Here is a 22,454-nt window from a genome sequence, read left to right on the forward strand (position 1 = left end):
AGACGTATGCCCACTTACCGAAAAAAACTCATCGAGGTCAACATCCCCCTCCAAGCCATTAACATAGAGTCCGCAAAAACCTCCGTGAAGTCCCGCGAAAGTCAGGGCGTTCGGAGCATTTACACAAAGATATACAATGATCTGTCCAGCACCGAGAAAGTTTTATGACAGACATAGATGGGTGTGAAATTTTCATAGCAATTTTCATAGCAACGTCACAGCACCCTTTGATGAGAACCTTCTAAAACCCAGTGAGGATCAGGGTTTATCGCCATTTACGACACCTATTGATTTCTTGCTTTGCTATGAAAACTGTGAAATTATGGTGAAATATAGAAATACGTAGGGATGTAATCCTGTAAATCCTTGAATTCTGAAAATCCTGATTCAGACAACCGATAACTGATTCCTGAATACCTCTGTCCATCCGACAAAAAACTTGACAGCAAATCCCAAATACGTTAACATTACCACATTAATATCAGAACGAGTCCGAGACTTTAAAGAAACTTAATTGTTACGAGGAAAGTATAAGTAAAAAACGTAGCCTGCAACAACGGCGCAGGCGGATAAACGCAAAAGAACGTGAAAGAACAAATTCACCTGATCAAACCGCAAGGTAAAATTAAAAAATGAAAACTTATCGCGTTGCCATATTAGGGTGTCGGAGTCGCGGCACCTCAGCAGCAAAGGCATATCATGCACATCCGCGCACTGAAATCGTGGCTCTCTGCGACCTCGTCCAAGAACGGTTAGATGCCCTTGGCGACATCGTGAACGTCTCCGCACATTTCACCGATTTAGACGCGATGATCCAACAGACGGCTCCTGATATTGTCGCAATCCCCACCGCAACAGAGGCACACTATCCGCTTTGCATGCGCGTCCTTGAACACGATGTGAACATCGAAGTGGAGAAACCCCTCTGCATCGATCTCGTCCAAGCGGATGAGGTACTGGCGAAGGCGAAAGCGAAAAACGCTCGCGTCGCTGTGCATCATCAACGCCGCACGAGTCCTTCAATGCAGGCAGTTGCAAAAGCATTAGACGAAGGAAAAATTGGCGACCTCCGTTATATCTATGCCAGTGGAAAAGGTTACTACGCCGGTTATGGATTAATGAACATCGGAACACATGTTGTTAACAACATGATGCGTTTCGGTGGACGCTGCCGAAGCGTCGTGGCACAAGCGACGACGGGTGGACGCGCCATCACACACGACGATGTGCTTCCTTCACCGGCTGGCATGGGCACAGTCGCAGGTGAATACACCACAGCAACACTCCAATTCGACGGAAACGTCACCGGTACCCTCATCCAGCACCGATTCCCGAAGGTAGACACCGATGCGTATGTCATGGAACTCTACGGCACTGAAGGGAGACTCTTCTGGTCGGAATTGAAAGGTTCGTGGTGGCTACCTACACCACATTTCGTTCCTGACGGCACGCATGACAAATGGGAGGCACTCGCGTCTATCTATCCAGACCATTTTGACCCAGACAAGGGTGCCAACGCCGATGACTACTGCTTCGTTGACGAATATGTGAACGCATTAGACGAGGACCGTGAACACGAATCTAATGGCGAAGAGGGTCGCCATGTCATTGAGATTCTCATGGGAATCTTTGAGTCCGCCGTCTACGGCACACGTGTGGAATTGCCCCAGAAAAACCGAGAGCATCCGTTGCTGCGGTGGCGTACTGAAGCCGGTTTGGGTGAAATAAGGGATATGCCTCGCGATTACGGGACCTGGCTATCATTAGAAGACGAACGTTTGTATGAATAGTTATCAGCAGTCAGCAATCGGCAGTCAGCGGTCAGCAAAGAGGTGGGTTTGTACCAATCTTCGTAAACTTGGAATATTCCAGAGCACGGTAGATTGTTACCGAAATCCTCTTACCGATAGCCGATAGCCGATAGCCGACAGCCACTTGAAGGACGAAATCATGCCGAATCCTACGACGAATGCTGACAATCTACCGCCGATTCCACTGACGGAAGAACAACGGTTTCTCTTTGATACGCGCGGATGGCTTCTGTTCCCAGGCATCCTCAGCCAAACCGAGGTTAAAGAGATGCGTGAGTTCTGTTATCAACTCAAACAGAAACCCGAATCAATAATTCCTGAACACCACCGCTCTCCCATCGGGGGTCCCCTTGAAGGGCTAACCGATCATCCAGTTGTGCTCGGATTCATGAACGAATTCCTTACATCGGGTTATGCGAACGAGAACTGTTACGGATTCCGATTAGAAGGCACGTTCCTAACGATTCGTCCGAACGGACACGACAATTTCAGTCCGCACGGCGGGCGTGGGATGCTCAACTTTCCCGGCAACTCGCACACCTACCATCTCCACCATGACAGCGCACACAGTGGACTGACGCGCGTCGTCTGGGAACTCAATCCTGTTCAGGAAGGTGGGGGTGGCACGATGTTCCTCACGGGAAGTCACAAAGGTGCGTTTCCTGCACCCCAGTCAACGAAAGATCGCAATTCATCGCTGTGGGAGGATTACACCTGTCCCGCCGGCTCCATGCTTATTTTCACAGAAGCCATCACGCATACAGGCGCGAAGTGGACGGACGAAACCGTTGATCGGGTCGCAATCTTCCACTGCTATAATACGGTTGGAAACAAATGGCATAAATGGGAACCGCATCCGAAACACGTCGAAGAGATGCCGTTTAAACGTCAGACACTCTTCCGACCTGTTCACTGTCAGGACAATACACCAACACTGGATGCTGTGTAGTAAGTCGGCCGGGTTGAACAGAGTGAATTTATGGATTTCAATTTAAGGAACAATTAAAATATGAAGATTACAAATGTGAAATCTTTTGTTTCAGCAGATGGACACTTCTTCGTAAAGGTCGAAACCGATGCAGGTATCTATGGCGTCGGTGAGGGTGGACTTCGCCGCCGCTCACTCGCTTTAGCCGAAGTCGTTCGCTCATTTGAACCCTTTCTCATCGGCGCAGATCCGTTCCGAATCGAGCACTTATGGCAGGTGATGTTCCGAGGTGGATTTTTCCCCGGAGGTGTCGTCCAATCCTCGGCAGTGAGTGCCGTAGACATCGCACTCTGGGACATCAAAGGAAAAGCCTTGAACGTTCCCGTCTATGAACTGTTAGGCGGACGCACGAGAGATAAAGTCGTCTGTTATCCACATAACGGCGGCGGCTCAATTGATGCAATCATCGAGAGTTGCCGACAAACCTACGCAGCCGGTTGGAAGTTTGTCCGGTGGAGTGTGGTTGATCATTCTGACAGTGGGGGGACGTTTGAACCCAGACGCGCCGTCCAAAACACCCTTAAGCAGGTGGAAGCCGTTCGTCAGGCATTCGGCGATGATCTCGAAATACTGATTGACGTGCATACCCGTCTCGATCCAGCAGACAGCCTTGATTTCTGTAACAAGGTCGCACGGTACAATCCGTTCTTCATTGAGGATCCGCTTCGAGCCGAGAACCCCGCGAGCCTCAGACGGCTTCGGCAGCAGACCTCGGTGCCACTCGCCGTCGGCGAGCAATTCGACAGCAAGTGGACATTCCGAGAAGTCATCGAAGAAGACCTCATGGACTACTGCCGCGTCGATCTCTGCATTGCCGGTGGGTTAACGGAGGCACGTAAAATTGCTGGATGGTGCGAAACGCACTATATCCATATAGCACCACACAACCCGTTGGGACCTGTATCCGCTGCAGCGGGTCTGCATCTCTGTTTGTCATCGTCACTCGTCGGCGTGCAGGAACTCCCACGTGCCCCAATGTCCTCGCTAACCGACGTGTTCCCGGTGCAAGTGCCGTGGGAATCAGGGTATCTCCTACCCCCCGAACGTCCGGGACTTGGCATTGAATTCAATGAGGATGCACTTACCAACGTCTCAACACAAGAATATGGACCACCCCACGGCTATCAACGCGACGATGGTGCCTACACGAACTGGTAATCTTAAAGGTAGCAGGCACACTCCGTGTGCCGTTCCGCATTTAAACACTTATGCACACCCAATCCCGATAAAATGAAGGAGAAAATTGAATGACAACTGCTGAAATCAAAGAGATGGCGACGGAATATATCATTAATACTTACGGTGACAGAAGCCTTGCCTTCGTCAAAGGCGAGGGTCCCTACCTCTGGGATGCCGACGGCAAAAAATACCTCGACTTTCTCGGTGGGCTCGCTGTCAACGGCTTAGGGCACTGCCACCCGAAGGTCGTCGATGCCATCCGTGAACAGGCAGGCAAACTGCTGCACACATCCAATCTCTACTATATTCAACCGCAGGCAGAACTCGCGAAATTGCTCATAGACAACTCAGACATGGATCAGTGCTTCTTCTGTAACAGCGGTGCCGAAGCGAACGAAGCGGCGATTAAACTGGCGCGAAAATACGCCAAGGACAGTGGTAGAACAGATGCCTACGAAATCATAACAATGGAGAATTCGTTCCATGGACGGACGATGGCGACGATTACCGCCACAGCACAAACGAAATATCATGTCGGGTTTGAGCCGATGCTCGAAGGCTTCAAATACGTCCCCTTCGATGATCTCGAAGCAACCGAAGCTGCCATCAGTGAGAAGACGTGCGCCATTTTAGTCGAGCCGATCCAGTCTGAAGGCGGCGTTAATATGCCCAGTGATGGGTATCTCCAAGAGTTACGAGAACTCTGTGACAAACATAACCTGTTACTCATGTTCGACGAAGTCCAAACTGCGATGGGGAGATTAGGTACCTTTTTTGGATACCAAAGCTACGGCGTTGTGCCGGATGTAATTACGATGGCAAAGGCACTCGGTAGCGGTGTCCCCATCGGTGCGATGTTAGCGAAACGCCCCATAGCAGAGAGTTTCGTCCCTGGCACTCATGCCGCGACATTCGGAGGAAACCCGTTAGTCACGGCGGCGGCATCCACAACCATCAGAACCATTCTGGAAGAAAACCTTGCCGTGAACGCCGTTAAAATGGGGAATTACCTTGCCGGCGGACTGATGGAACTCAAGGACAAGTACCCAATCAAAGAAGTACGTGGGAAGGGCTTACTTCGCGGTTTAGTCATGGAAGTCGATGCGAAACCGCTCGCCGCGCAGTGTATTGAAAACGGGTTGGTCACCATCTGCACCAATGATTATGTCCTTCGGTTCTTACCACCGCTCAATATCAACGCTGGTCACGTTGAGGAAGCCGTTAACATCGTCGAAAAATCGATGTCCGAAACTCTGTAAGATGCGATACATCGAAAAGCCTGACGTAACCGCATGGGCAAAAATCTATGTGTTCTGCCTTCTCCTTGCAGTCATGGGATGCACGGGTAGTACGACCCCAATTGAATTATCACCCGCAACCCGCACGGAATTGGACGCTATCCTCAACACACTGCAAGCGAGATACGACCTGACCGGCTCCTTAAAGATCACCCGAATGATGGTCAGGATCGAGGAAGGCGACCGGAGTGAGGAACTCCGAGAATTGTTGTGGTATAAAAAATCGGAGAACGGCGGGGAGCTGCTCCACATCCAAGCACTCGGCGGAATGAACGAACCACGCGGCATCGCAATTGCCAATCAGGACAAGAACCAATTTCTACTCCGTCTTGTGAACGAGCAGAAGGCATACCTGGGACCGTTATCCGATGGGGCTTTGCGAGAAATTTTCGGTGTCGATCTACGCGTGTCAGATGTGTTGAGTGCAATCTTCGCGAATCCGTTTCTTGACGAACGCACTGCTGACTTCATATCTGTTGAAAGTTCCGGAGCGAAATTCATCCTTAAGCGTCCCGGTGCTCAAAGTGGGCAGGTGGAGACCATCACGCTCTTTATTCGTGAGGGTGAACCACGAGTTACAGAGTGGCATATCCACGATGAAAATGGCACACTTCAACAACGCGCCACTTTCGCTGATTATCGTGAGGTGAGCGGGATCCTCCGACCCCACAAGGTGGAAATCGAACGTCCACTCGAACAGACGCGGGTCGCAGTGAAAATTGCCAAAGTCGAACTGAACGTCGAGATTAGTGACAGTAAGTTTGATCCCGAACCCTTTCTGGGCGAGGATGTCGAAATTATTCCGTTGTCAGAATTAAGAGAGTAGTGGGCAAAATCGTGCAAGAGATAAGGGTCCGTGCGCATGCGAAAATTAACCTCTATCTGGATGTCGTCGGCAAGCGCGAGGATGGCTATCATAACCTCGAAACGATCTTCCATTCAGTCGAGTTGCACGACGATGTCATCATCCGTAAACAGGCAACAAAGGGCATAACAGTTCACTGTGAACACCCAAGGATTCCGTGTGATTCACGTAATTTAGCATATCGCGCCGCGAATCTCCTCAGTGATTCAGTAGGCGGTATTGACGGGATTGCGATTGACATCCATAAGCGGATTCCGGTTGCGGCTGGACTCGCAGGCGGAAGTGCAAACGCCGCTGCCGTCCTCCACGGGGTAAACGACCTTTTCGGGTTAAATTTCACACAGGAGACCCTAATGCAGTTTGGAGCACAGTTGGGTGCAGATGTCCCCTTCTGCTTGCATGGCGGTGCTGCGTTGGGACTCGGCATCGGCGATCAGTTAACGCGCCTTCCTGCGCTCTCAGATGTACCGCTCCTCCTTCTAAATCCCGGCATCGAAATTTCGACAGCAAATGTATTTAAGAAATTGAATTTTTCCTTGACAACAAGAAAAAAAAGAGGTATAATTATACAGGCTTGTTTGGAGAAGGGTGATGTCGTTAGCATCGGGCAAAACCTATACAACCTCCTTGAGGTTCCGGTTTTTTCCCAATATCCGGAAATTGCCGCGCTAAAAACTGAGTTATCTACGCAGACTGGGTCTTGTGGCGCGCTGATGTCGGGGAGCGGTGCTACGGTGTTCGCCGTGATGCAAAACGGTGACGTAGCACGTCGGTGTGAATCACACTTCAAAGACAGAGCCAATTTTTGTACAACCACGGTAACCAATCCCGTCGGTGTGTCTGTATATTAATGATTAAAGGGCGGTGGCCAAGCGGTAAGGCACAGGTCTTTGGAACCTGCATGCGTAGGTTCGAATCCTACCCGCCCTGTCTCCTGTTTTTTCAATGATTAGGGTTTTGACCTATATGCCTTTCCAGCTCGTGTAGATTTTTGATAACCCCAAAACCCGTAGCGCGTAATGAAATGGAGCGCGGATTTAAGAAAAACACATCAAAGTTCAAACCTACGTCATTTAACCGCAAGGTATAATTAAAAGATGCAACAAGCAAAATTAGAAGTTCAACAACGTAACACCTTTGGAAAGCAGAGCGCTCGGGATCTTCGGAAAGAGGGCGCAGTCCCTGCTGTGCTGTACGGTCGTGCACAAGACACCGTGGCGATCCAAGTCAACGCGCGAATCTTCAAACAATTCCTACGAACCCACGGTGAAAACGTCATTATCAATATGGAAATCGGTACCGGCAACACCGAACCTGTCATTATCAAAGAAATTCAACGCCATCCGGTGAATAAACAGATGTTAATGCATGCGGATTTCATCAGAATCTCTTTAGATGAACCCGTGACATCAGCCGTGCCGGTAGTGCTCGTAGGCAACCCACTCGGGGTTCAGGAGGGCGGAATCCTTGAAACCCCTTTTCGCGAAGTGACTGTTCACTGTCTGCCAATGCAAATACCGACGGAGATCTCCGTCGACGTGAGCCATTTGGATATCGGTGACACTGTCCACATGAGCGATTTAAATCTGGACGAGAACGTTGAGATTTTAGACGAATTGGAACGGATTATCGCGATGGTGAGCCAACCACGCATTGAGGAAGAAGAAGTAATAGAGGCTGAAGATGGCGAAGGAGAAGATGAGGAAGCCGCTGAAGAACAACCTACGGAACCAGAAATTATTTCTCGTAGGCGCGATGATGACGACGACGAATAACGTGTCCAAACGAAAGAATCACAGCATGAAATAAAACCCACAGCGCACTTAACCGATAGGAACGATCTCCCGATCGCGACGCTTCCTAAACAAAGCGCGCAGCTTGGAACGAAGTGGAAAGCGGATATACGGAAAAGTTTTTAATTTTACCTTGCGGAGTAACAACGTGCGTTTGGACTTTGAACTGCGTTTATCAAATCCGCCTGCGCTGATGCTGCAGGCTGCTGTCTTGGGTAAACCAAAGTGGATAGTTCATAATGAAATGGAGAACGGATATACGGAAAGGAAACCGTTCATTTATCAAACCCACCTGACCGAACCGCAAGGAACAATTAAAAGCCGAACCGCAAGGAACATTAGAAAAACGGTTAGCGTGCTTTTTTTAAGCATCTTCACGTGGCTTATCGCACTCAACGGCATTGCCCAAGAACTTTCCGTTCGCTTCATCGATGCCAATGGAGAAACCATCGCCGAGGTGGCTGCCCAACTCCAAGCAGAGCAAATTTACCTCCCCGTTGATGCCGTCAGACAGGTATTCGATCCCGACATGACGGATCAATACAATCATCCGCGAAAAAGACTTACCCTGAAAACCAAAGACAAGCAAATCCGGTTACAAATCGGACATCCGACCGTCGGTATCGATCCCAGCGGGATGACACATACGCTTCCGGCTCCTCCGATAATTATGGCGCAGCAGCCGATGTTGCCTATCGCTTTTTTCACGCAAATCCTACCAGATTTTTACAACCTCGAAGCTCTTTACAATTCCAACTTGAAAAGGGTCCAACTGAGACCCAAGGGAACATGGACACCAACCGCGACAGATAATCCAGTGAATTGGGCAATTATTATCGATCCAGGACACGGCGGTGCAGACGACCGCGGATGCGAAAGTAGTACGGGACTCCTTGAGAAAGACATCGTGCTTTCACTCGCAAAACAACTCTCTTCGATCAGCAAAGAGCAAGGAATACAGGTCTACCTCACACGCCAGACAGATACGAAAAAGACGCACTTTGAGCGCATTCAGGTTGCCAAACGGAACAAAGGACAACTCTTTCTCAGCCTACACTGTAACGCATCTTTTTCACCACATGAAAAAGGAATTAAGATTTACCTCAACAACCCTAAAGGACAGCTTCGATTTCCAAGTAATGACCAGTCAGCACTTACAGGACAGCGGTTAAAAATCCTTGCGCAAGCTAATTTTCTAAAGCAGAGCCAAGACTTCGCAGACGCGCTCCAAACGGAATTGAATTTTCTGACGGAAACACCAGCGGAGATTACCGAACTCCCGTTGGTAGCATTATCCGAAACTTATATGCCAGCGGTCCTTTTGGAACTTGGCTACCTTTCCAACGTGGAGGACTTAGAGAAACTCTCTAAGTCTGAATATATCGCAGGCATTGCCGAAGCAATTGTCCGTGCTTTCCAACGATATATTTCTTCTATCAGCAGTCAGCAATCAGCATTGTCCCGCAGGTCTCCCACACGCGGCTTGCGTCACAATCAGCAAAAAGATGTTCTTAAACGATAACCGCTTCTACTAACTGCTGAAAGGATTTTTTGAAAAATCCGTCCTGACGGTTGATCGCTATAAAGGAACGAAACGGTGAAACATAAAAGGAGTGCAGGGTTTTCAAGGCTTTTAGTGATATGGGGAATAACCTTGGTCCTTATCGCAGTTGGTCTCGGTGTGACATTATTCCTGATTGAACGATCAAGGCAATCGGCGATTCCGATAGCTCCACCCCCATTGCCCATCGCCGCTAATCCGTCAGACATACCACCACCACCACAAGAGGTTAACCTTTTTCTCCTCGATACCACTGCTCTGACGCTTGTCCCAGTTAAAACCGAACGACGACTCCATGTCGAACTTACCAAACGCTTGAGTCAGATAGTTAGAGCACTCATTCAGGAAACACCACCCAACTTTAGAAACACTATCCCGCGCGGAACAATCTTGAACGAAGCCTACATTGATAGCCAACAAACCGCATACTTGGATTTTTCAAACCATCTCACGGATGGACATATCGGCGGGACAACAGCCGAACTTTTGACCATTACGGCAATTCTCAAAACCGTATTCGACGCATTTCCTGATGAAATTGAACAGGTTCAGATTTTAATTGATGGCGAGGAAGTGAAAACGCTCGCGGGACACCTCAACCTTTCACAACCTTTACATCTGTTTTAATAAGTGTCAATTTAAGATAATCCGTGGGTGTGGTTCCTAACCGAACCTATTCACCCGCCCAGTAGGTGCGGCTTCCTAACCACCGATGGGATTAATTAACATCTTGACAACCGACCGCTGACGGTTGACGGCTATTCTATGAACAAGAAAGTAAAACTCATTGTTGGACTCGGCAATCCAGGGATCCGCTACGAGCAGACCAAACATAACGTTGGTTTTCGCGTGATTGACGCGCTCTACGAGGAATGCAGGAAGGGGGTGGTCCCCGCGCCCCATACATCAATTTGCAAATCACTCGTTATGCAGACGAGATGGCACGATCTACCGATTATCCTCGCAAAACCGACGACATATATGAACAACAGTGGCATCGCTGTCGCGGCACTCATCAGACAGTTCGAGATTTCACATTCGGAATTGTGCGTCGTCTATGATGATATTCACTTAGACGTCGGTGTGCTTCGGATGCGGCAAAAAGGAAGCGACGGGGGCCAGAAGGGAATGAAGTCTATTATTCATCATTTGGGTACTACCGCATTTCCGCGTTTACGCATCGGCATTGGCGAACCCATCGGCGACTTAACCGATTATGTCCTTACAAGTTTTACAGAAGACGAAGGAATTGAGATAGCACATACCATCGACCGCGCCGTTGATGCCATTGAAACCTTCGTCAAAGATGATATTCTTACAGCAATGAATCAATTTAACAGACGCTGAAATAGCCATCAGCCGTCAGGTCGGGTTGCTACGCAACCCTTTCAGCCGTCAGCCGTCAGTTTTAAGAGGTTTTCGTTTAAAAATACCCTCTTCTCGCTGATAGCCGATCGCCATAAAACCAACAGGAACCGATGACAAATCAAAAATCCTCCTTGCTGACGGTTGAAAGCCGAAAGCTGAAAGCCAAGATACAAACCGCCATTGATGCTGTGATAAAAGCCATGCAACTCTGCGAACAGGTGCAAGCTGAGATGATACCAACAGATGCAATCCAAAAGATAGACCGGAGTCCTGTAACTGTCGCCGACTTCGGATCGCAGGCACTGATATGCAAGGCAATCGGCGACATTTTTCCCGACGACGTTATCGTTGCTGAGGAAAGCGCGCAGGCACTAAAAGAAAACGTATCGCTCTTAGAACGCGTCACCAGTTACGTGAACCGATTTTACAAAGACACACCGCACTCGGCAGAGACGGTCTGTGAATGGATTGATCGGGGAAGCGGTGAAGTTGGACCGAACTTCTGGACACTTGACCCAATTGACGGCACGAAAGGCTTTCTTCGCCGGGATCAGTACGCAATCGCCTTAGCTTATATCGTCAACGGTACTGTTCAACTCGGCGTTTTAGGCTGCCCAAACTTGCCATACCGGTTGAACAATGGAAACACAGAACATGGATGCCTTTTTGTCGCCATCCGCGGTGAAGGCACGCGGCTCTACACTAAAACAGGGGACTTTATAGAGCAAGTACACGTATCGGAAACGACCCATCGCTTCGCGGAGAGCGTCGAGTCCACGCACGGGGACAGTGATGCCCACAGTAGCATTGCGAATGCTCTCGGAATTACAGAACCCCCTGTCCGCATGGACAGCCAAGCGAAGTACGGCATCGTTTCCCGTGGCGAAGCGTCGCTCTACATCCGTCTCCCGAACCCGGATTACCCGGATTACCGTGAATGCATCTGGGACCACGCTGCAGGACTTATCGTCGTCGAAGAAGCAGGCGGGACGGTAACAGACGCGAACGGCATTCCTCTCAACTTTCTGACAGGAAAACGGATGCATGAGAATCGAGGTATCATCGCAACCAACGGAAAACTCCATCAACAGGTTTTAATGGCAGTCAGCAGTCAGCAGTCAGCAGTCGGTTAAGACGGGTCTGTTGCACCAAAATTTCCTTCGGGAATCGGAGTTCCGTATGCTGAAAGTCGATGGTTTCCGATAACCGATACACTGAAAACTATTAGAGCAGGAGGCTAAAAATAAAAATATGAAAGCTGGGCAAATCGTTGCACCACGTCAGATCGAAATTGTTGACATAGAACAACCGAACCTCGCCGATTACCCTGATGGCACAGTGATGATAAAAACCGCCCATAGTGCCATCTGCGGTACTGACATGCCGTCGTTCGTCCTTGAACATCCAGCGGACAGTTATCCGCTTGGACCGGGACTTTCAATTCACGAGGCAATTGGCATCGTTACAGAAAGCACATCGGATAAATTCAAGGCAGGAGACGAAGTCCTCGCGCTTCCACGCTACGTCGGAGGGCTTTCAGAGTACTTCCTATCGGATGAAAGTGTTACGTTGCCGTTGACGGATTTCCCTCGAAAGGATTGCATCCTGATGTCCCAACCGCTTGGAACGGTTGTTTGGGCGTGTCGGAAGCTGCCGAACCTACTTAATCTCGACACCGTCGTTATCGGACAGGGACCGATGGGACTCCTCTTTACACACATGCTGAGTAACCTCGGCGCGCGCACAGTGATTACGACGGATCTGGTCGATTTCCGACTTTCAGTTTCCAAGAAGATGCAGGCTACACACACGATTAACGCTGCTAAGGAAGATCCCGTCGCTGCCGTTGAGGAAATTACGGAGGGCAGAATGGCAGATTTGGTTATTGAGGTCGTTGGGCACCAAACGGAAACCATCAACGCGTGTCTTCAACTCCTGAAGCGGGACGGAACACTCCTCGCTTTCGGCGTACCAGACGACCAAATTTACGATTTCCATTTCGCAGATTTCTTCCGGAAAAATATTAGATTTATCGGTTCCGTGGGACCGGACGCGCCGAATGACTTCCCGCTGGCGATGGATATGATTGCCCAAGGACGCTTAGATGTGTCCCCAATTATTACACATCATCTTCCTTTTACAGAGGCACAACTCGGATTTGAGATGGCACTGAATAAGAAAGATGAGGCGATTAAGATAGTCTTCGACTACGAGTAGCCATTTACAACGGCAATTCAACGGGACATCCATCACGGCTGGACTGGTAGATAGCGAGAATAATCTCAACGGCTTTGCGTCCCTCGCGTCCATCAACGAGATGCGAGGCATCGTGTTCAAGCCCATTAATGAGGTTTTCCATCTGCCGTCGGTGATTGGCATGGTTAATAGCTCGTGGATCGGATGCCCCACCGCCGGTGTCTGTTTTTTGGGCGAATTTCTCTCGGATTTCCACGTCTTCAGGCAGTTCCGGATCGAATTCCCACGTTACAATGTCTTCCTCGGCTAAAACGATAGTTCCGTGTGTGCCGGAGATTTCAGTTTTCTTGAGCATACCGGGAAAAGCGGCAGTTGTGCCTTCGATGACACCGAGTGCGCCGTTTTCAAATCGGAGTGCGGCGACAGCGGTATCTTCGACCTCTATTCGCTCGTGTGCTAAGGTATCGGTAAACGCTTGGACAGATTTAACGGGTCCCATAAAATACTGGAGTAGGTCAATGGCATGGATAGACTGGTTCATGAGCGCGCCGCCGCCATCAAGGTCCCACGTCCCGCGCCAGCCACCACTGTCGTAATACTCTTGGGAACGGTACCATTTGATGTAGGCATCTCCCAAAGTCAATTTGCCGAACCGTCCACTCTCAATTGTGGATTTAACGAGCCGCGTACTTTCTGTGAAACGGGAATTGAAGATAGCACAGAGTCGGACATCCGCTGCGTCACACGCTTCAATAATCTGGTCGCACCGTGGTAGCGTGATTTCCAACGGTTTTTCAACAATAACGTGCTTACCGGCTTCTGCAGCGGCGACAGCCGGTTCCAAATGCGCACCGCTCGGCGTACAGACGCAAACAATATCCAAGTCGTCCCGTTTGAGCATCTCGGTATAATCAGCGTAACTGTCAACGTTGTAACGATCCGTGAGCCGTTTGGCGTTCTCAGCATTCCGTGAACTGACTGCGACGAGTCGACCATGTTCCAATTCAGAAATTGCGGCGGAATGAAAATCAGAAATCATTCCGCACCCAATAATACCAAATCCGTAAGTCTTCATATTTTATGTATTCCTTTTGTGAAAGCGAAGATTTGCAGCCATGAGTTTAAAAAAAATTATGACTTCCAACGAAAACCAGATTATAGAAAATCCACCTACAGAAGAACAAGAAGAAGAACAGACGCCTGCCAACAAAACTTTCAGAATCGTCTGTATGACGTTTTGCCTTGCAGTGACAGTCTTGTTTCTCTGGGTCTGGCACCACCAAACTCAGTTCAACGATCATTATCGGAAGGCAACTTTTCTGATGCGCAACGGTGATGCCAAGCAAGCAATCGAAGCATATCAGAAGGCAATCAAAAACAAGGCTCGCACGCTCTTTTTCACCAAAGAACCATCGGTTCACAATAACCTTGGGCAAGCCTATCTATATGACGAGCAACATGCTCCTGCTATTGAGAACTTTAAGAAAGTGATTGAGATGGCACCAGACATCGCGGAAGGCTACGTTAACCTGACGACCGCCTACCTCCGGCAGAATCTACCAACCGACGCGCGCGAGGGATGTCTACGCGCCCTTGCAATTTTCCCGAAGACCGCCCTGCTTCATTACAACCTCGCGTGTGCTTATGCCCTGACGGGTGAGTCACAGAAAGCGGTAAACTCGCTTACGCAAGCAGTAACACTCAACCCGGACCTCAAAACTCTGGCACAACAAGAGGGTGCGCTCAAAGGCATTGCGTCTGAACTTCCTTGAATCCTGTGCGTTTTTAATCTGGATTAGCGAATGCGAGGCAATACAGCCAGCCGCCAACTTGTTACCACAACGCGTAGTCTTAATCTCAAATGGTTTCCCACCGAAGGGCACTTTTGACTGGGGCTTTTTGAGTTGTTTAACTTCCGCTGTACTAATACTCCTGCAAAACAGGATCGGGCCACAGATGCTTTTAACACCTCTCGGTGTGTAATTAATAGCAAAAGCGGCTCCACCTTTTAATTGTGCTGCTGCTTCTGAGGCATCAACACTATCACCGCCCTTGAGTTCTATTGGAACAACTACCAAGTTTCCGGTATCGTCAAAGTAAAAGAGAACGCATTCGCATTGATTTTTCCCCTGCTGTCCAGCAGGAAATATTTTGTCTAAATCCACGACAACTCGATCATCTTCTGAGATACCGGTCAGGTCTGCGCTACATCGACCGCGTTTGAACGAGTTTCCATTAAAAAGGTTCGCTCTACCCACCCGATCTCGGATATCTTCAAGAATCTCACTCTGGCTCAACCTGGGTGCCTCCTGTTGCCCCGTCAAGTTGAGTTCGGAGGTCCACCGAACGATTGTAGAGTTCCTCAGCCACCTCTCCATACTCCGTTGGTTCAATACCAGCGATGTGTTCAAATGGGATTTCCTGCACGGGTTTATCTGTGCGAAACCACCATGCACCAACTTCTTCCTTCGTCAACCAAGTTTCCGGTTCTGCTTTATTTTTTCCCAACTTCATCACTTCACCTTCGCGAACCAAATTGCCAATTTGCTCAAGGAGCCAGTCGCTATGCGTCGTGATAATCACGCGGACACCAGCTCGAACCAAACGAGCAAGAGTCAATGCAACCTTAGTTTGGGCAGCGGGGTGTAGATGGGCTTCAGGTTCTTCAATGATGAGCGTATCATTAGGTTGAATAATTCCACGTAAAAACAAGACAAGTGGGGCGAGTTCCGATACCATTGATGATGACCTACTCATTGATAGAGATTGCTTTGCCTGCTGTGGATGGTAACGGAATTCAGGGAATCCCGCTGCAGGTTCTGAAACCCTTATCTCTCCATGTAGCACATTTGTCTCTAGGGCTGTGTCACTCCTAAAATGATGGATGTGGGCAGCCACAAGGGACTGCCCCTACAGGGAAAATCCCTTCAACCCAACTGACACAGCACTAGGGCTTCGGCGATCTCAAGTATTCTACCCGAGGGCCCGTTCCGTACCTTGTAATCAATAATCTGTTTTAGAAAGTCCGCTATCACTCCTGAAAACGCTGGAACTTCAGACAGAGTTTCCAAACCGATACGGCTGTTGACAAAATCTATGAGAGAGCTAGCAATCACACGACGGCTCTGCACGATGCCACCCCGAGCAGCAGGTAAGTAATGCAATTGCGAAGTCTCCCACCTAGTAGTCTGTCAACGTTATTTTGACTTTTTGTAGGTGTTTTTGATTGGGTATTTCCTGCAGGTAGAACGGAGTGAAAGTCAGTTTAGATGTGACAGACTACTAGAAACACGAAAAAGTCGCCTAAGATCTTCAAAATCCAGTGTTTCTTCCGGTCCCTCACCATTCGCTGGTTTAAGAACTATGTCCTTGTTAATAAACCCGTCTACAGTGGCGTTGGAATCAGAATCGTGCATAATGTCAAAAGACCACAAGAGCCGATCTCCTTCACGGACGTTTAGCGAAACTTTCAGTTCGTTCCAAGCACCATCGGTGAAGCGTATCAGTTCTGAAATGGATTCCAAATCAAAACATCGTTGGAGTTCATCTTCAAAGGCTGTAGATTTCTTGAGATTAGATTCTAACCAAAACCGCATCTGATCGGGTAAATCTGAAAACTTGAAGGGTCGTCCATGTGTATTCAGTTTTTCGAGCATCTCCATAGTTTCTACCTGTAGATCTATCTGTTCTTGAATCCCCAGGGACCGACTTCGAGCGCGGTAAGTGAACCTTAAGTAAGAACTGGCCCTAGATGACCACGGAAATTGCGAAAACCCTTCAAAACTCTGATACAACGCATAAATGAGCGCGGCGAGATATGTTTTGCCAGTGTTGCTCTCACCGACAAAAACAGTCAGCGGACGCAGATCTATCTCCGCCTTTTCTATCGGTCCAAAATTCTCCACTACAATGTGAGTATCTGGGTGCTGCTGTCCACGCTCGGTTTTTTGCATTGTTTTCCTGCCAGTGATGATTTTAAACCAATTATACGTCTATTCCTACCTATTTGCAACGAAAAATGGGCGAGAATGAATCTCGCCCACCTCACTTAGAACAAACAGTGGATAGATATGCCAACACTATCTTTTCAACTTACCCCACACAGTTGCCAATTTGCCGCGGGCAGAAACATCAAGGGTGTCGTTGATGATTTTCTGGATGTCTGCTTCAGAAAGTGCGTAGTTGGCTAACATCAATTCGTCGATTCTACCCTGAAAGAAACGCGGGCAGCATCCGTTATTTTCGCCACCGAATCGCAAAGACTTGTCTGGTCTGGTTAGACCAGGCCCCTTCTGTGCGATAGCCGTGCCATCGGATTCCCCATTAATATAAAAACGGGCTTCGCTACCATCCCAGGCAATGGCAACATGCGACCATTCTTTCGCCTTTATTTTGCCATCAGAAATATGGTAACCGGGACTACTGGTCTCGTAGAAGTAATAAGCAAGCTGTCCCGCACCGGGCTCAATTTGCAGATAGTAGGTGTTCTTGTAGAAAATCGTGAACTTGTTCTCCTGCCCACCCGCTGGGAGTTCTTCAGGGTAAACCCATGCCATCATCGTAATGGCTTCATCTATGTCGAGCTCATCGGAGTGTGCGACATCTATGAAATCGGCTTTACCGGCCTCACCAGCCATTTGCACGGCGTTCCCTGAAATGCCTTCAGCCCACTCCACATCGCCGTCGAATTCACCGACCAAGCCAGCAGTCTCATCTTTAGCCTGTTTCCCCTTGCCTTCATCGAAATGCCAGACATATAATTTCTCGCCGAGTTGTTTCACGTTACCTTTTCCGCCCGCAGCATAACCTGCAAAGCAGAGAGATAGACTTAAAAAAACGCATAGCATCATCAGAATCTGGATTCTCATCGGTAGTTCCTCCTTTTAGAATGAACAAAAGGGCAGGTCAAAACCCGCCCCTTTAGTAAAACTTGGCAACAGGCAGGCATTATGGCACTGCCGCTATGACAGAGAATATTTATTGAGTTACATTTTCAGCTTGCCCCAAGTTGTGGCAAGTTTATCCTTGGGAGATACAGCAAAGTAAACGCCATTTTCCATATCTTGGTTAATCTCTTCAACGGTGAGTGCCCGGTCGTAAATGGCTACCTCATCAACCAAACCAATCATACCGGGCAACCCTGTTTGTGCTTTACCGATACGAAAGACGACTTCAATGCTGTTAATTTTACCCTTCGGTGGTGCGAATTCGACATCCAACTTGCCATCAATATATTGCCGGATCATATCACCATCGAAAGTAGAAGAGACATGGTGCCATGCCTCCAAATCGGGTTCAATGGTCTGTTTATTCCGAGAACCTTGCCACCCACCGATGTTAATCCACGTCTCAATTTGTGGGGATCCGGTAAACTGCGCGCTCCATTGGAGACAATAGCCGCCGACGTTTGCCGAACTCCTACGTCCCATCAGGTTAGAGTCGCCCTGAGACTCTTCAGGGAAAAACCACGCCTGAATCGTGAGCCCATCGGTAATGTCGAGTTCGGGGACTGCGTCAACCTCCACAAACTGCTGGTCATCTTCAAGATGCACAGCACCGCCAATCTTACCGTCTTTCGACCAGATCGCACCTTCAAGGGTGCCTTCAATGTTATTTCCTGTTACATCTACAACTTTGCCACCGTCGTCTTCATCAAAAGTGAAGTACAACATGAGTGCATCGTCATCGTTTATTGCCCACGCGCTGACACTAAAACATAGGGCAATGACCAAAAAAAACGTGATAATCGGTTTCATACCGTAGACTCCTTTATTCTCGTTGTCAGTTGTCGGTAAGGTTTGCCACACGAACCTTTCAGTTTTCGGTCACTCGCGCGACAGTCTTTTAACTTTAACCATCAACTCATCTACTGATACTTTTGCTAAAGTACGAGTTGATGGTTAAAACTGATAGCCGATTGCTGACTGCCGACTGCCATTTAGAACGTAGAAATCTGAATTTCCTTCGCTGTGATAAACTCAAGAAGTGCAGGAGTGCCTTCTTGTGTTTTTTGGATGCCACGCTGAATAGCCGGGATAATCTGGTCAGGCGTTTCGACACGTTCACCGTAGCCCCCGAACGCCTTCGCCATGTCTGCGTAGTGCCCAGAGATGTCTGTGCTACGGAATTTTTCGGTAGACACAGGCATAATCGGGATCTCAATCGCCATCGAAAAATTGTTGAAAAGCACGGAGAGAATCGGGATTCTTTCCCGCACAGCCGTCTCAAAGTCCATGCCGGTAAAGCCGATAGCGGCATCACCCCAGACGTTCACACAGAGTGCATCCGGTCGGGCGAGTTTCGCACCCATCGCGAGTCCGAGACCGTAACCGAGCTGCGTCGTCTTACCCCAACCGATATAGGTGAGCGGTGCGACAGACTGCCAAAAGGGTGACATTTGGTCGCGCGGACTTCCCGCATCGTGCGTAATAATCGTGTTTTTGACATCGACAGTGTGCAGCAAATCCGAGATGACGCGATATGGAGTCATCGGCACCTCATCCGAGGTGAGTTTCGCCTTCCACTGGTCGAGCCATTCTGCTTTAACCGCACTGATTTCTCCAGTGACAGCAGCCCTGCGCTCTTCGGATGCCCCATTAGAACGATCGCGAACGGCTTCTACCAAGCCATCTAAAATTAAACCCGCATCGCCAACGAGGGCGGTTTCAACGGGAACATCTTTGTTGATGTCCGCTGGATCTAACGTCGCGTGAATAACCCGTTTTCCATCGGGAATCCTGACACCAAAGCCGGTTCGGGTAAAACTGCACCCGATACCCAAAATCAGATCCGTTTTTTGAAGGAAGTGATGCACCGGTTTCGGAATCGCGCGTCCACCAGAACCGAGGGCTAACGGATGATCTTCCGGGAATGCGCTCTTGCCACCCAAACTCGTTGTCACAGGTGCACCGAGCAGTTCCGCCAATTCTTTTAAAGAATCCCAGGCTTGGGCATAATGCACACCTTGTCCTGCGTAAATGACAGGACACTCGGCATCAAGTAACGCCTCTGCAGCAGCCTCAATCGAAGCACTGTCAGGTCCGTAGCGCACGGTGGGTACCGGTGTCGGATCAAAGGAGTCGGAAATATCTTCACCAAACAGATCTGATGGGAATTCCACGAGTGCGGGGCGAGGTCTGCCGTTCCGGACTTGAGTAAAGGCACGTCGCATCGCTTCCGGGACAGCTTCAGGCATTGTGACCTGCTCACACGACTTCGTTACATGCCGATAGTTCAGGGCAGAATTGAAATTCGGTTGGATTTGTGTTACGCTTCGGGAATAACCACCCGGCAGAACCACAATCGGTGCGGAATCGCCATAGGCTTGGGCGACACCACCGAAGGCATTTTCGGAACCGGGTCCGCTCTGCATACAGAACACACCAATCTTCTCTCCAGAGGTTATTCGGCTCATAGCGTCTGCCATGTGAAGCCCAATACGTTCCTGTCTAACGATAATCGGACGGATGTCTAACTTCGCCGCCGCTTCGATGATCGGGTTAACAGGATAGGCGAATAGGTACTCTACGCCCTCTGCTTTTAGGACTTTCGCAACTGCATCAACAACTTTCATTTTTTAATATTCCTTTTTTTCGCGCTGTCGGCATTGTCCCGCAAGCCCACACGCGGCTTGCGTCGCAATCAGCAGTCGATTAAGGGATTCTGAGAGTTGCGTTTTTCGTGAATTCCACAAATCTCTCTTTAACCGATAACCGATAACCGATAACCGACAACTACTTGGCATTAGGACTCGTAGGCACACCGTCATCCATCACAAGTGGAAAATGGTCGCCTGCTAATTTATCACCATCGTTGACGGTAACAAAAGGTTTCATAACATGGCTTCCGCTGGCATCGTATAGCGTCTCATCTGTCATGTAATGCACCGCAATCGCACGCCGAGGGTTATCGCTTGTGTTGTCATGCGATCCGTGCCACGTTAAGGAATGATGGTAATGGACATGTCCTTTCGGTACAGGGCAGAACTCTACCTCTAATTCGTTATCTTCAAAGCGATCCGGCATCGAATGGATGTCCTTGACGGAATGCAGGAACGGAATCTGATTGCCCCAATGGTGAGAACCACGAACCATACGCATACATCCATTACCTTCATCAACATCATCCAACGCAACCCAAGCACTTACCTGACTCGTTTTCGGGGTAAGGATTGGCCAATAAGGTGAATCTTGGTGCCACATGTTCACCCCACCAACATGCGGCGGTTTGTATTGAATCTGGTCATGCCAGACGCGCAACTCTGTCGCTGACATCAGCTGTCCAATCTCTTCCACAATCACCGGGTTATGAACGAGTCGGTGATAGGCAGAACTCGCCTCCCAAATATTAACGACTTGCCACACCGGACTTTCTTCTCTGCCACCGAGGTTGGCGATGTGCACGGGTTGCGGAATGTCGGTTTTCTCATAATCATCAATAACGCGTGCCAATTCCTCACGCAACTCCTCAACCTGTTCATCACTTAAAACACGGTTTCCGAGGAGAAAACCTTTCTTAAGAAATGTGTCAACCTGGGTTTGGCTGAGCATATCCACTGCCTCCTATACCTTCTATTTCTCGTCGCGCCAAAAAAAGACTTATATGTTGGCTTTCGTCGTCTTTCCGGCATCCATTACAAGTGGAAAATGGTGTCCCGCTAATTTATCGCCACCCTTGACGGTAACAAAACGTTTCATGATGTGATTGCCATCTTCATCGTAAAGGGTTTCACTCGTCATATAATGCACCGCAATCGCACGCCTGGGTCCATCACTGGTGTTGTCGTGCGATCCGTGCCATGTCAAGGCGTGATGATAGTGAACATGCCCTTTCGGCACAGGACAAAGTTCCACTTCCAATGCGTTACCTTCAAATTGATTCGGCATCGAATCGATGTCTGGAACCTCGCGTAAAAATGGCATCTGGCTCCCCCAGTGATAGGAGCCACGGACCATACGCATACATCCGTTGCTTTCATCAACATCGTCCAAGGCAACCCAAGCACTCACCTGACTCGTTTTCGGGGTGAGAATACCCCACAACGGCGAATCTTGATGCCAACGATTCACACCCCCGACTTGTGGTGGTTTGTATTGGATTTGATCATGCCAGACGCGCAACTCTGTCGCCGACATGAGTTGCCCAATCTCTTCGACAATCACTGGATTGTGAACCAACCGGTGATAAGCAGAACTCGCTTCCCAAATATTGACGATCTGCCACACTGGACTCTCTTCCTTACCACCGAGATTGGCAATACGCACCGGCTGCGCGACTTCGTCTTTTTCATAGTCATCAATAACGCGCGCCAATTCTTCACGCAATTCGTCAACCTGTTCATCACTTAAAACACGGTTTCCGAGGAGAAAGCCTTTTTCACGAAATGTGTCAACCTG

General features: G+C 49.1%; 22 protein-coding genes and 1 tRNA gene. 14 read left to right on the forward strand and 9 right to left on the reverse strand.

What is annotated here, in order from left to right; translation table 11 throughout:
• Positions 1-632: 632 nt before the first annotated feature.
• The 13 genes from J4G07_20375 (at position 633) to J4G07_20435 (ending at position 13,080) form a co-directional block, all read left to right on the forward strand.
• Positions 633-1,790, forward strand: a complete 1,158-nt coding sequence (locus J4G07_20375; GenBank protein ID MCE2416345.1) for a Gfo/Idh/MocA family oxidoreductase — start codon at positions 633-635, stop codon at positions 1,788-1,790.
• A gap of 160 nt (positions 1,791-1,950) precedes the next feature.
• A complete protein-coding gene (locus J4G07_20380; GenBank protein ID MCE2416346.1) occupies positions 1,951-2,760 on the forward strand; it encodes a hypothetical protein in 810 nt (269 codons plus the stop codon).
• A 60-nt stretch (positions 2,761-2,820) separates the two neighbouring features.
• A complete protein-coding gene (locus J4G07_20385; protein MCE2416347.1) occupies positions 2,821-3,957 on the forward strand; it encodes a mandelate racemase/muconate lactonizing enzyme family protein in 1,137 nt (378 codons plus the stop codon).
• Positions 3,958-4,046: 89 nt separating this feature from the next.
• A complete protein-coding gene (locus J4G07_20390) occupies positions 4,047-5,237 on the forward strand; it encodes an aspartate aminotransferase family protein (GenBank protein ID MCE2416348.1) in 1,191 nt (396 codons plus the stop codon).
• A 1-nt stretch (position 5,238) separates the two neighbouring features.
• The gene (locus J4G07_20395; protein ID MCE2416349.1) at positions 5,239-6,102 is read left to right on the forward strand and encodes a DUF4292 domain-containing protein; all 864 of its coding nucleotides are present in this window, start codon (positions 5,239-5,241) and stop codon (positions 6,100-6,102) included.
• Entirely contained in the window at positions 6,102-6,992 is an 891-nt protein-coding gene (locus J4G07_20400; GenBank protein ID MCE2416350.1) for a 4-(cytidine 5'-diphospho)-2-C-methyl-D-erythritol kinase, read from the forward strand. The genes J4G07_20395 and J4G07_20400 overlap by 1 nt, the downstream gene beginning before the upstream one ends.
• A 7-nt stretch (positions 6,993-6,999) precedes the next feature.
• A tRNA-Gln gene (locus J4G07_20405) sits at positions 7,000-7,071 on the forward strand.
• Positions 7,072-7,238: 167 nt separating this feature from the next.
• Positions 7,239-7,916: a 50S ribosomal protein L25 gene (locus J4G07_20410; GenBank protein ID MCE2416351.1), complete on the forward strand. Its 678-nt coding sequence runs from the start codon at positions 7,239-7,241 to the stop codon at positions 7,914-7,916.
• 373 nt (positions 7,917-8,289) lie between these two features.
• Positions 8,290-9,456, forward strand: a complete 1,167-nt coding sequence (locus tag J4G07_20415; protein ID MCE2416352.1) for an N-acetylmuramoyl-L-alanine amidase — start codon at positions 8,290-8,292, stop codon at positions 9,454-9,456.
• A gap of 75 nt (positions 9,457-9,531) precedes the next feature.
• A complete protein-coding gene (locus tag J4G07_20420) occupies positions 9,532-10,122 on the forward strand; it encodes a GerMN domain-containing protein (GenBank protein ID MCE2416353.1) in 591 nt (196 codons plus the stop codon).
• Between the two features lie 138 nt (positions 10,123-10,260).
• On the forward strand, positions 10,261-10,842 hold the full coding sequence (gene pth / locus J4G07_20425) for an aminoacyl-tRNA hydrolase (protein MCE2416354.1): 582 nt from the start codon (positions 10,261-10,263) through the stop codon (positions 10,840-10,842).
• A 131-nt stretch (positions 10,843-10,973) separates the two neighbouring features.
• Positions 10,974-11,996: a 3'(2'),5'-bisphosphate nucleotidase gene (locus J4G07_20430; protein MCE2416355.1), complete on the forward strand. Its 1,023-nt coding sequence runs from the start codon at positions 10,974-10,976 to the stop codon at positions 11,994-11,996.
• A 118-nt stretch (positions 11,997-12,114) separates the two neighbouring features.
• A complete protein-coding gene (locus J4G07_20435; GenBank protein ID MCE2416356.1) occupies positions 12,115-13,080 on the forward strand; it encodes a zinc-binding dehydrogenase in 966 nt (321 codons plus the stop codon).
• A 4-nt stretch (positions 13,081-13,084) separates the two neighbouring features.
• Here the strand turns inward: J4G07_20435 and J4G07_20440 are convergent, their stop codons facing one another.
• Positions 13,085-14,134 (reverse strand): Gfo/Idh/MocA family oxidoreductase, encoded by a 1,050-nt coding sequence (locus J4G07_20440; protein ID MCE2416357.1) that lies wholly within the window; start codon positions 14,132-14,134, stop codon positions 13,085-13,087.
• 40 nt (positions 14,135-14,174) lie between these two features.
• On the opposite strand from J4G07_20440, the gene J4G07_20445 reads away from it, so the two are divergent.
• The gene (locus J4G07_20445; GenBank protein ID MCE2416358.1) at positions 14,175-14,831 is read left to right on the forward strand and encodes a tetratricopeptide repeat protein; all 657 of its coding nucleotides are present in this window, start codon (positions 14,175-14,177) and stop codon (positions 14,829-14,831) included.
• Between the two features lie 511 nt (positions 14,832-15,342).
• Here the strand turns inward: J4G07_20445 and J4G07_20450 are convergent.
• The 8 genes from J4G07_20450 to J4G07_20485 form a co-directional block, all read right to left on the reverse strand.
• On the reverse strand, positions 15,343-15,906 hold the full coding sequence (locus J4G07_20450; protein ID MCE2416359.1) for an AAA family ATPase: 564 nt from the start codon (positions 15,904-15,906) through the stop codon (positions 15,343-15,345).
• 413 nt (positions 15,907-16,319) lie between these two features.
• The gene (locus tag J4G07_20455; protein ID MCE2416360.1) at positions 16,320-17,012 is read right to left on the reverse strand and encodes an AAA family ATPase; all 693 of its coding nucleotides are present in this window, start codon (positions 17,010-17,012) and stop codon (positions 16,320-16,322) included.
• 126 nt (positions 17,013-17,138) lie between these two features.
• Positions 17,139-17,927 carry a LamG domain-containing protein gene (locus tag J4G07_20460; GenBank protein MCE2416361.1) on the reverse strand — a complete coding sequence of 263 codons (789 nt, stop codon included), beginning with the start codon at positions 17,925-17,927 and terminating at the stop codon, positions 17,139-17,141.
• Between the two features lie 117 nt (positions 17,928-18,044).
• Positions 18,045-18,815 (reverse strand): LamG domain-containing protein, encoded by a 771-nt coding sequence (locus tag J4G07_20465; protein MCE2416362.1) that lies wholly within the window; start codon positions 18,813-18,815, stop codon positions 18,045-18,047.
• A gap of 182 nt (positions 18,816-18,997) precedes the next feature.
• Positions 18,998-20,632 (reverse strand): thiamine pyrophosphate-requiring protein, encoded by a 1,635-nt coding sequence (locus J4G07_20470; protein MCE2416363.1) that lies wholly within the window; start codon positions 20,630-20,632, stop codon positions 18,998-19,000.
• Between the two features lie 3 nt (positions 20,633-20,635).
• The gene (locus J4G07_20475; GenBank protein MCE2416364.1) at positions 20,636-20,803 is read right to left on the reverse strand and encodes a hypothetical protein; all 168 of its coding nucleotides are present in this window, start codon (positions 20,801-20,803) and stop codon (positions 20,636-20,638) included.
• Positions 20,793-21,608: a phytanoyl-CoA dioxygenase family protein gene (locus J4G07_20480; protein MCE2416365.1), complete on the reverse strand. Its 816-nt coding sequence runs from the start codon at positions 21,606-21,608 to the stop codon at positions 20,793-20,795. The genes J4G07_20475 and J4G07_20480 overlap by 11 nt, the downstream gene beginning before the upstream one ends.
• Positions 21,609-21,656: 48 nt before the next feature.
• The coding region (locus tag J4G07_20485; GenBank protein MCE2416366.1) for a phytanoyl-CoA dioxygenase family protein at positions 21,657-22,454 on the reverse strand (798 nt) is incomplete at its 5' end.

This window comes from Candidatus Poribacteria bacterium (assembly GCA_021295715.1).
Classification (GTDB): Bacteria; Poribacteria; WGA-4E; order WGA-4E; family WGA-3G; genus WGA-3G.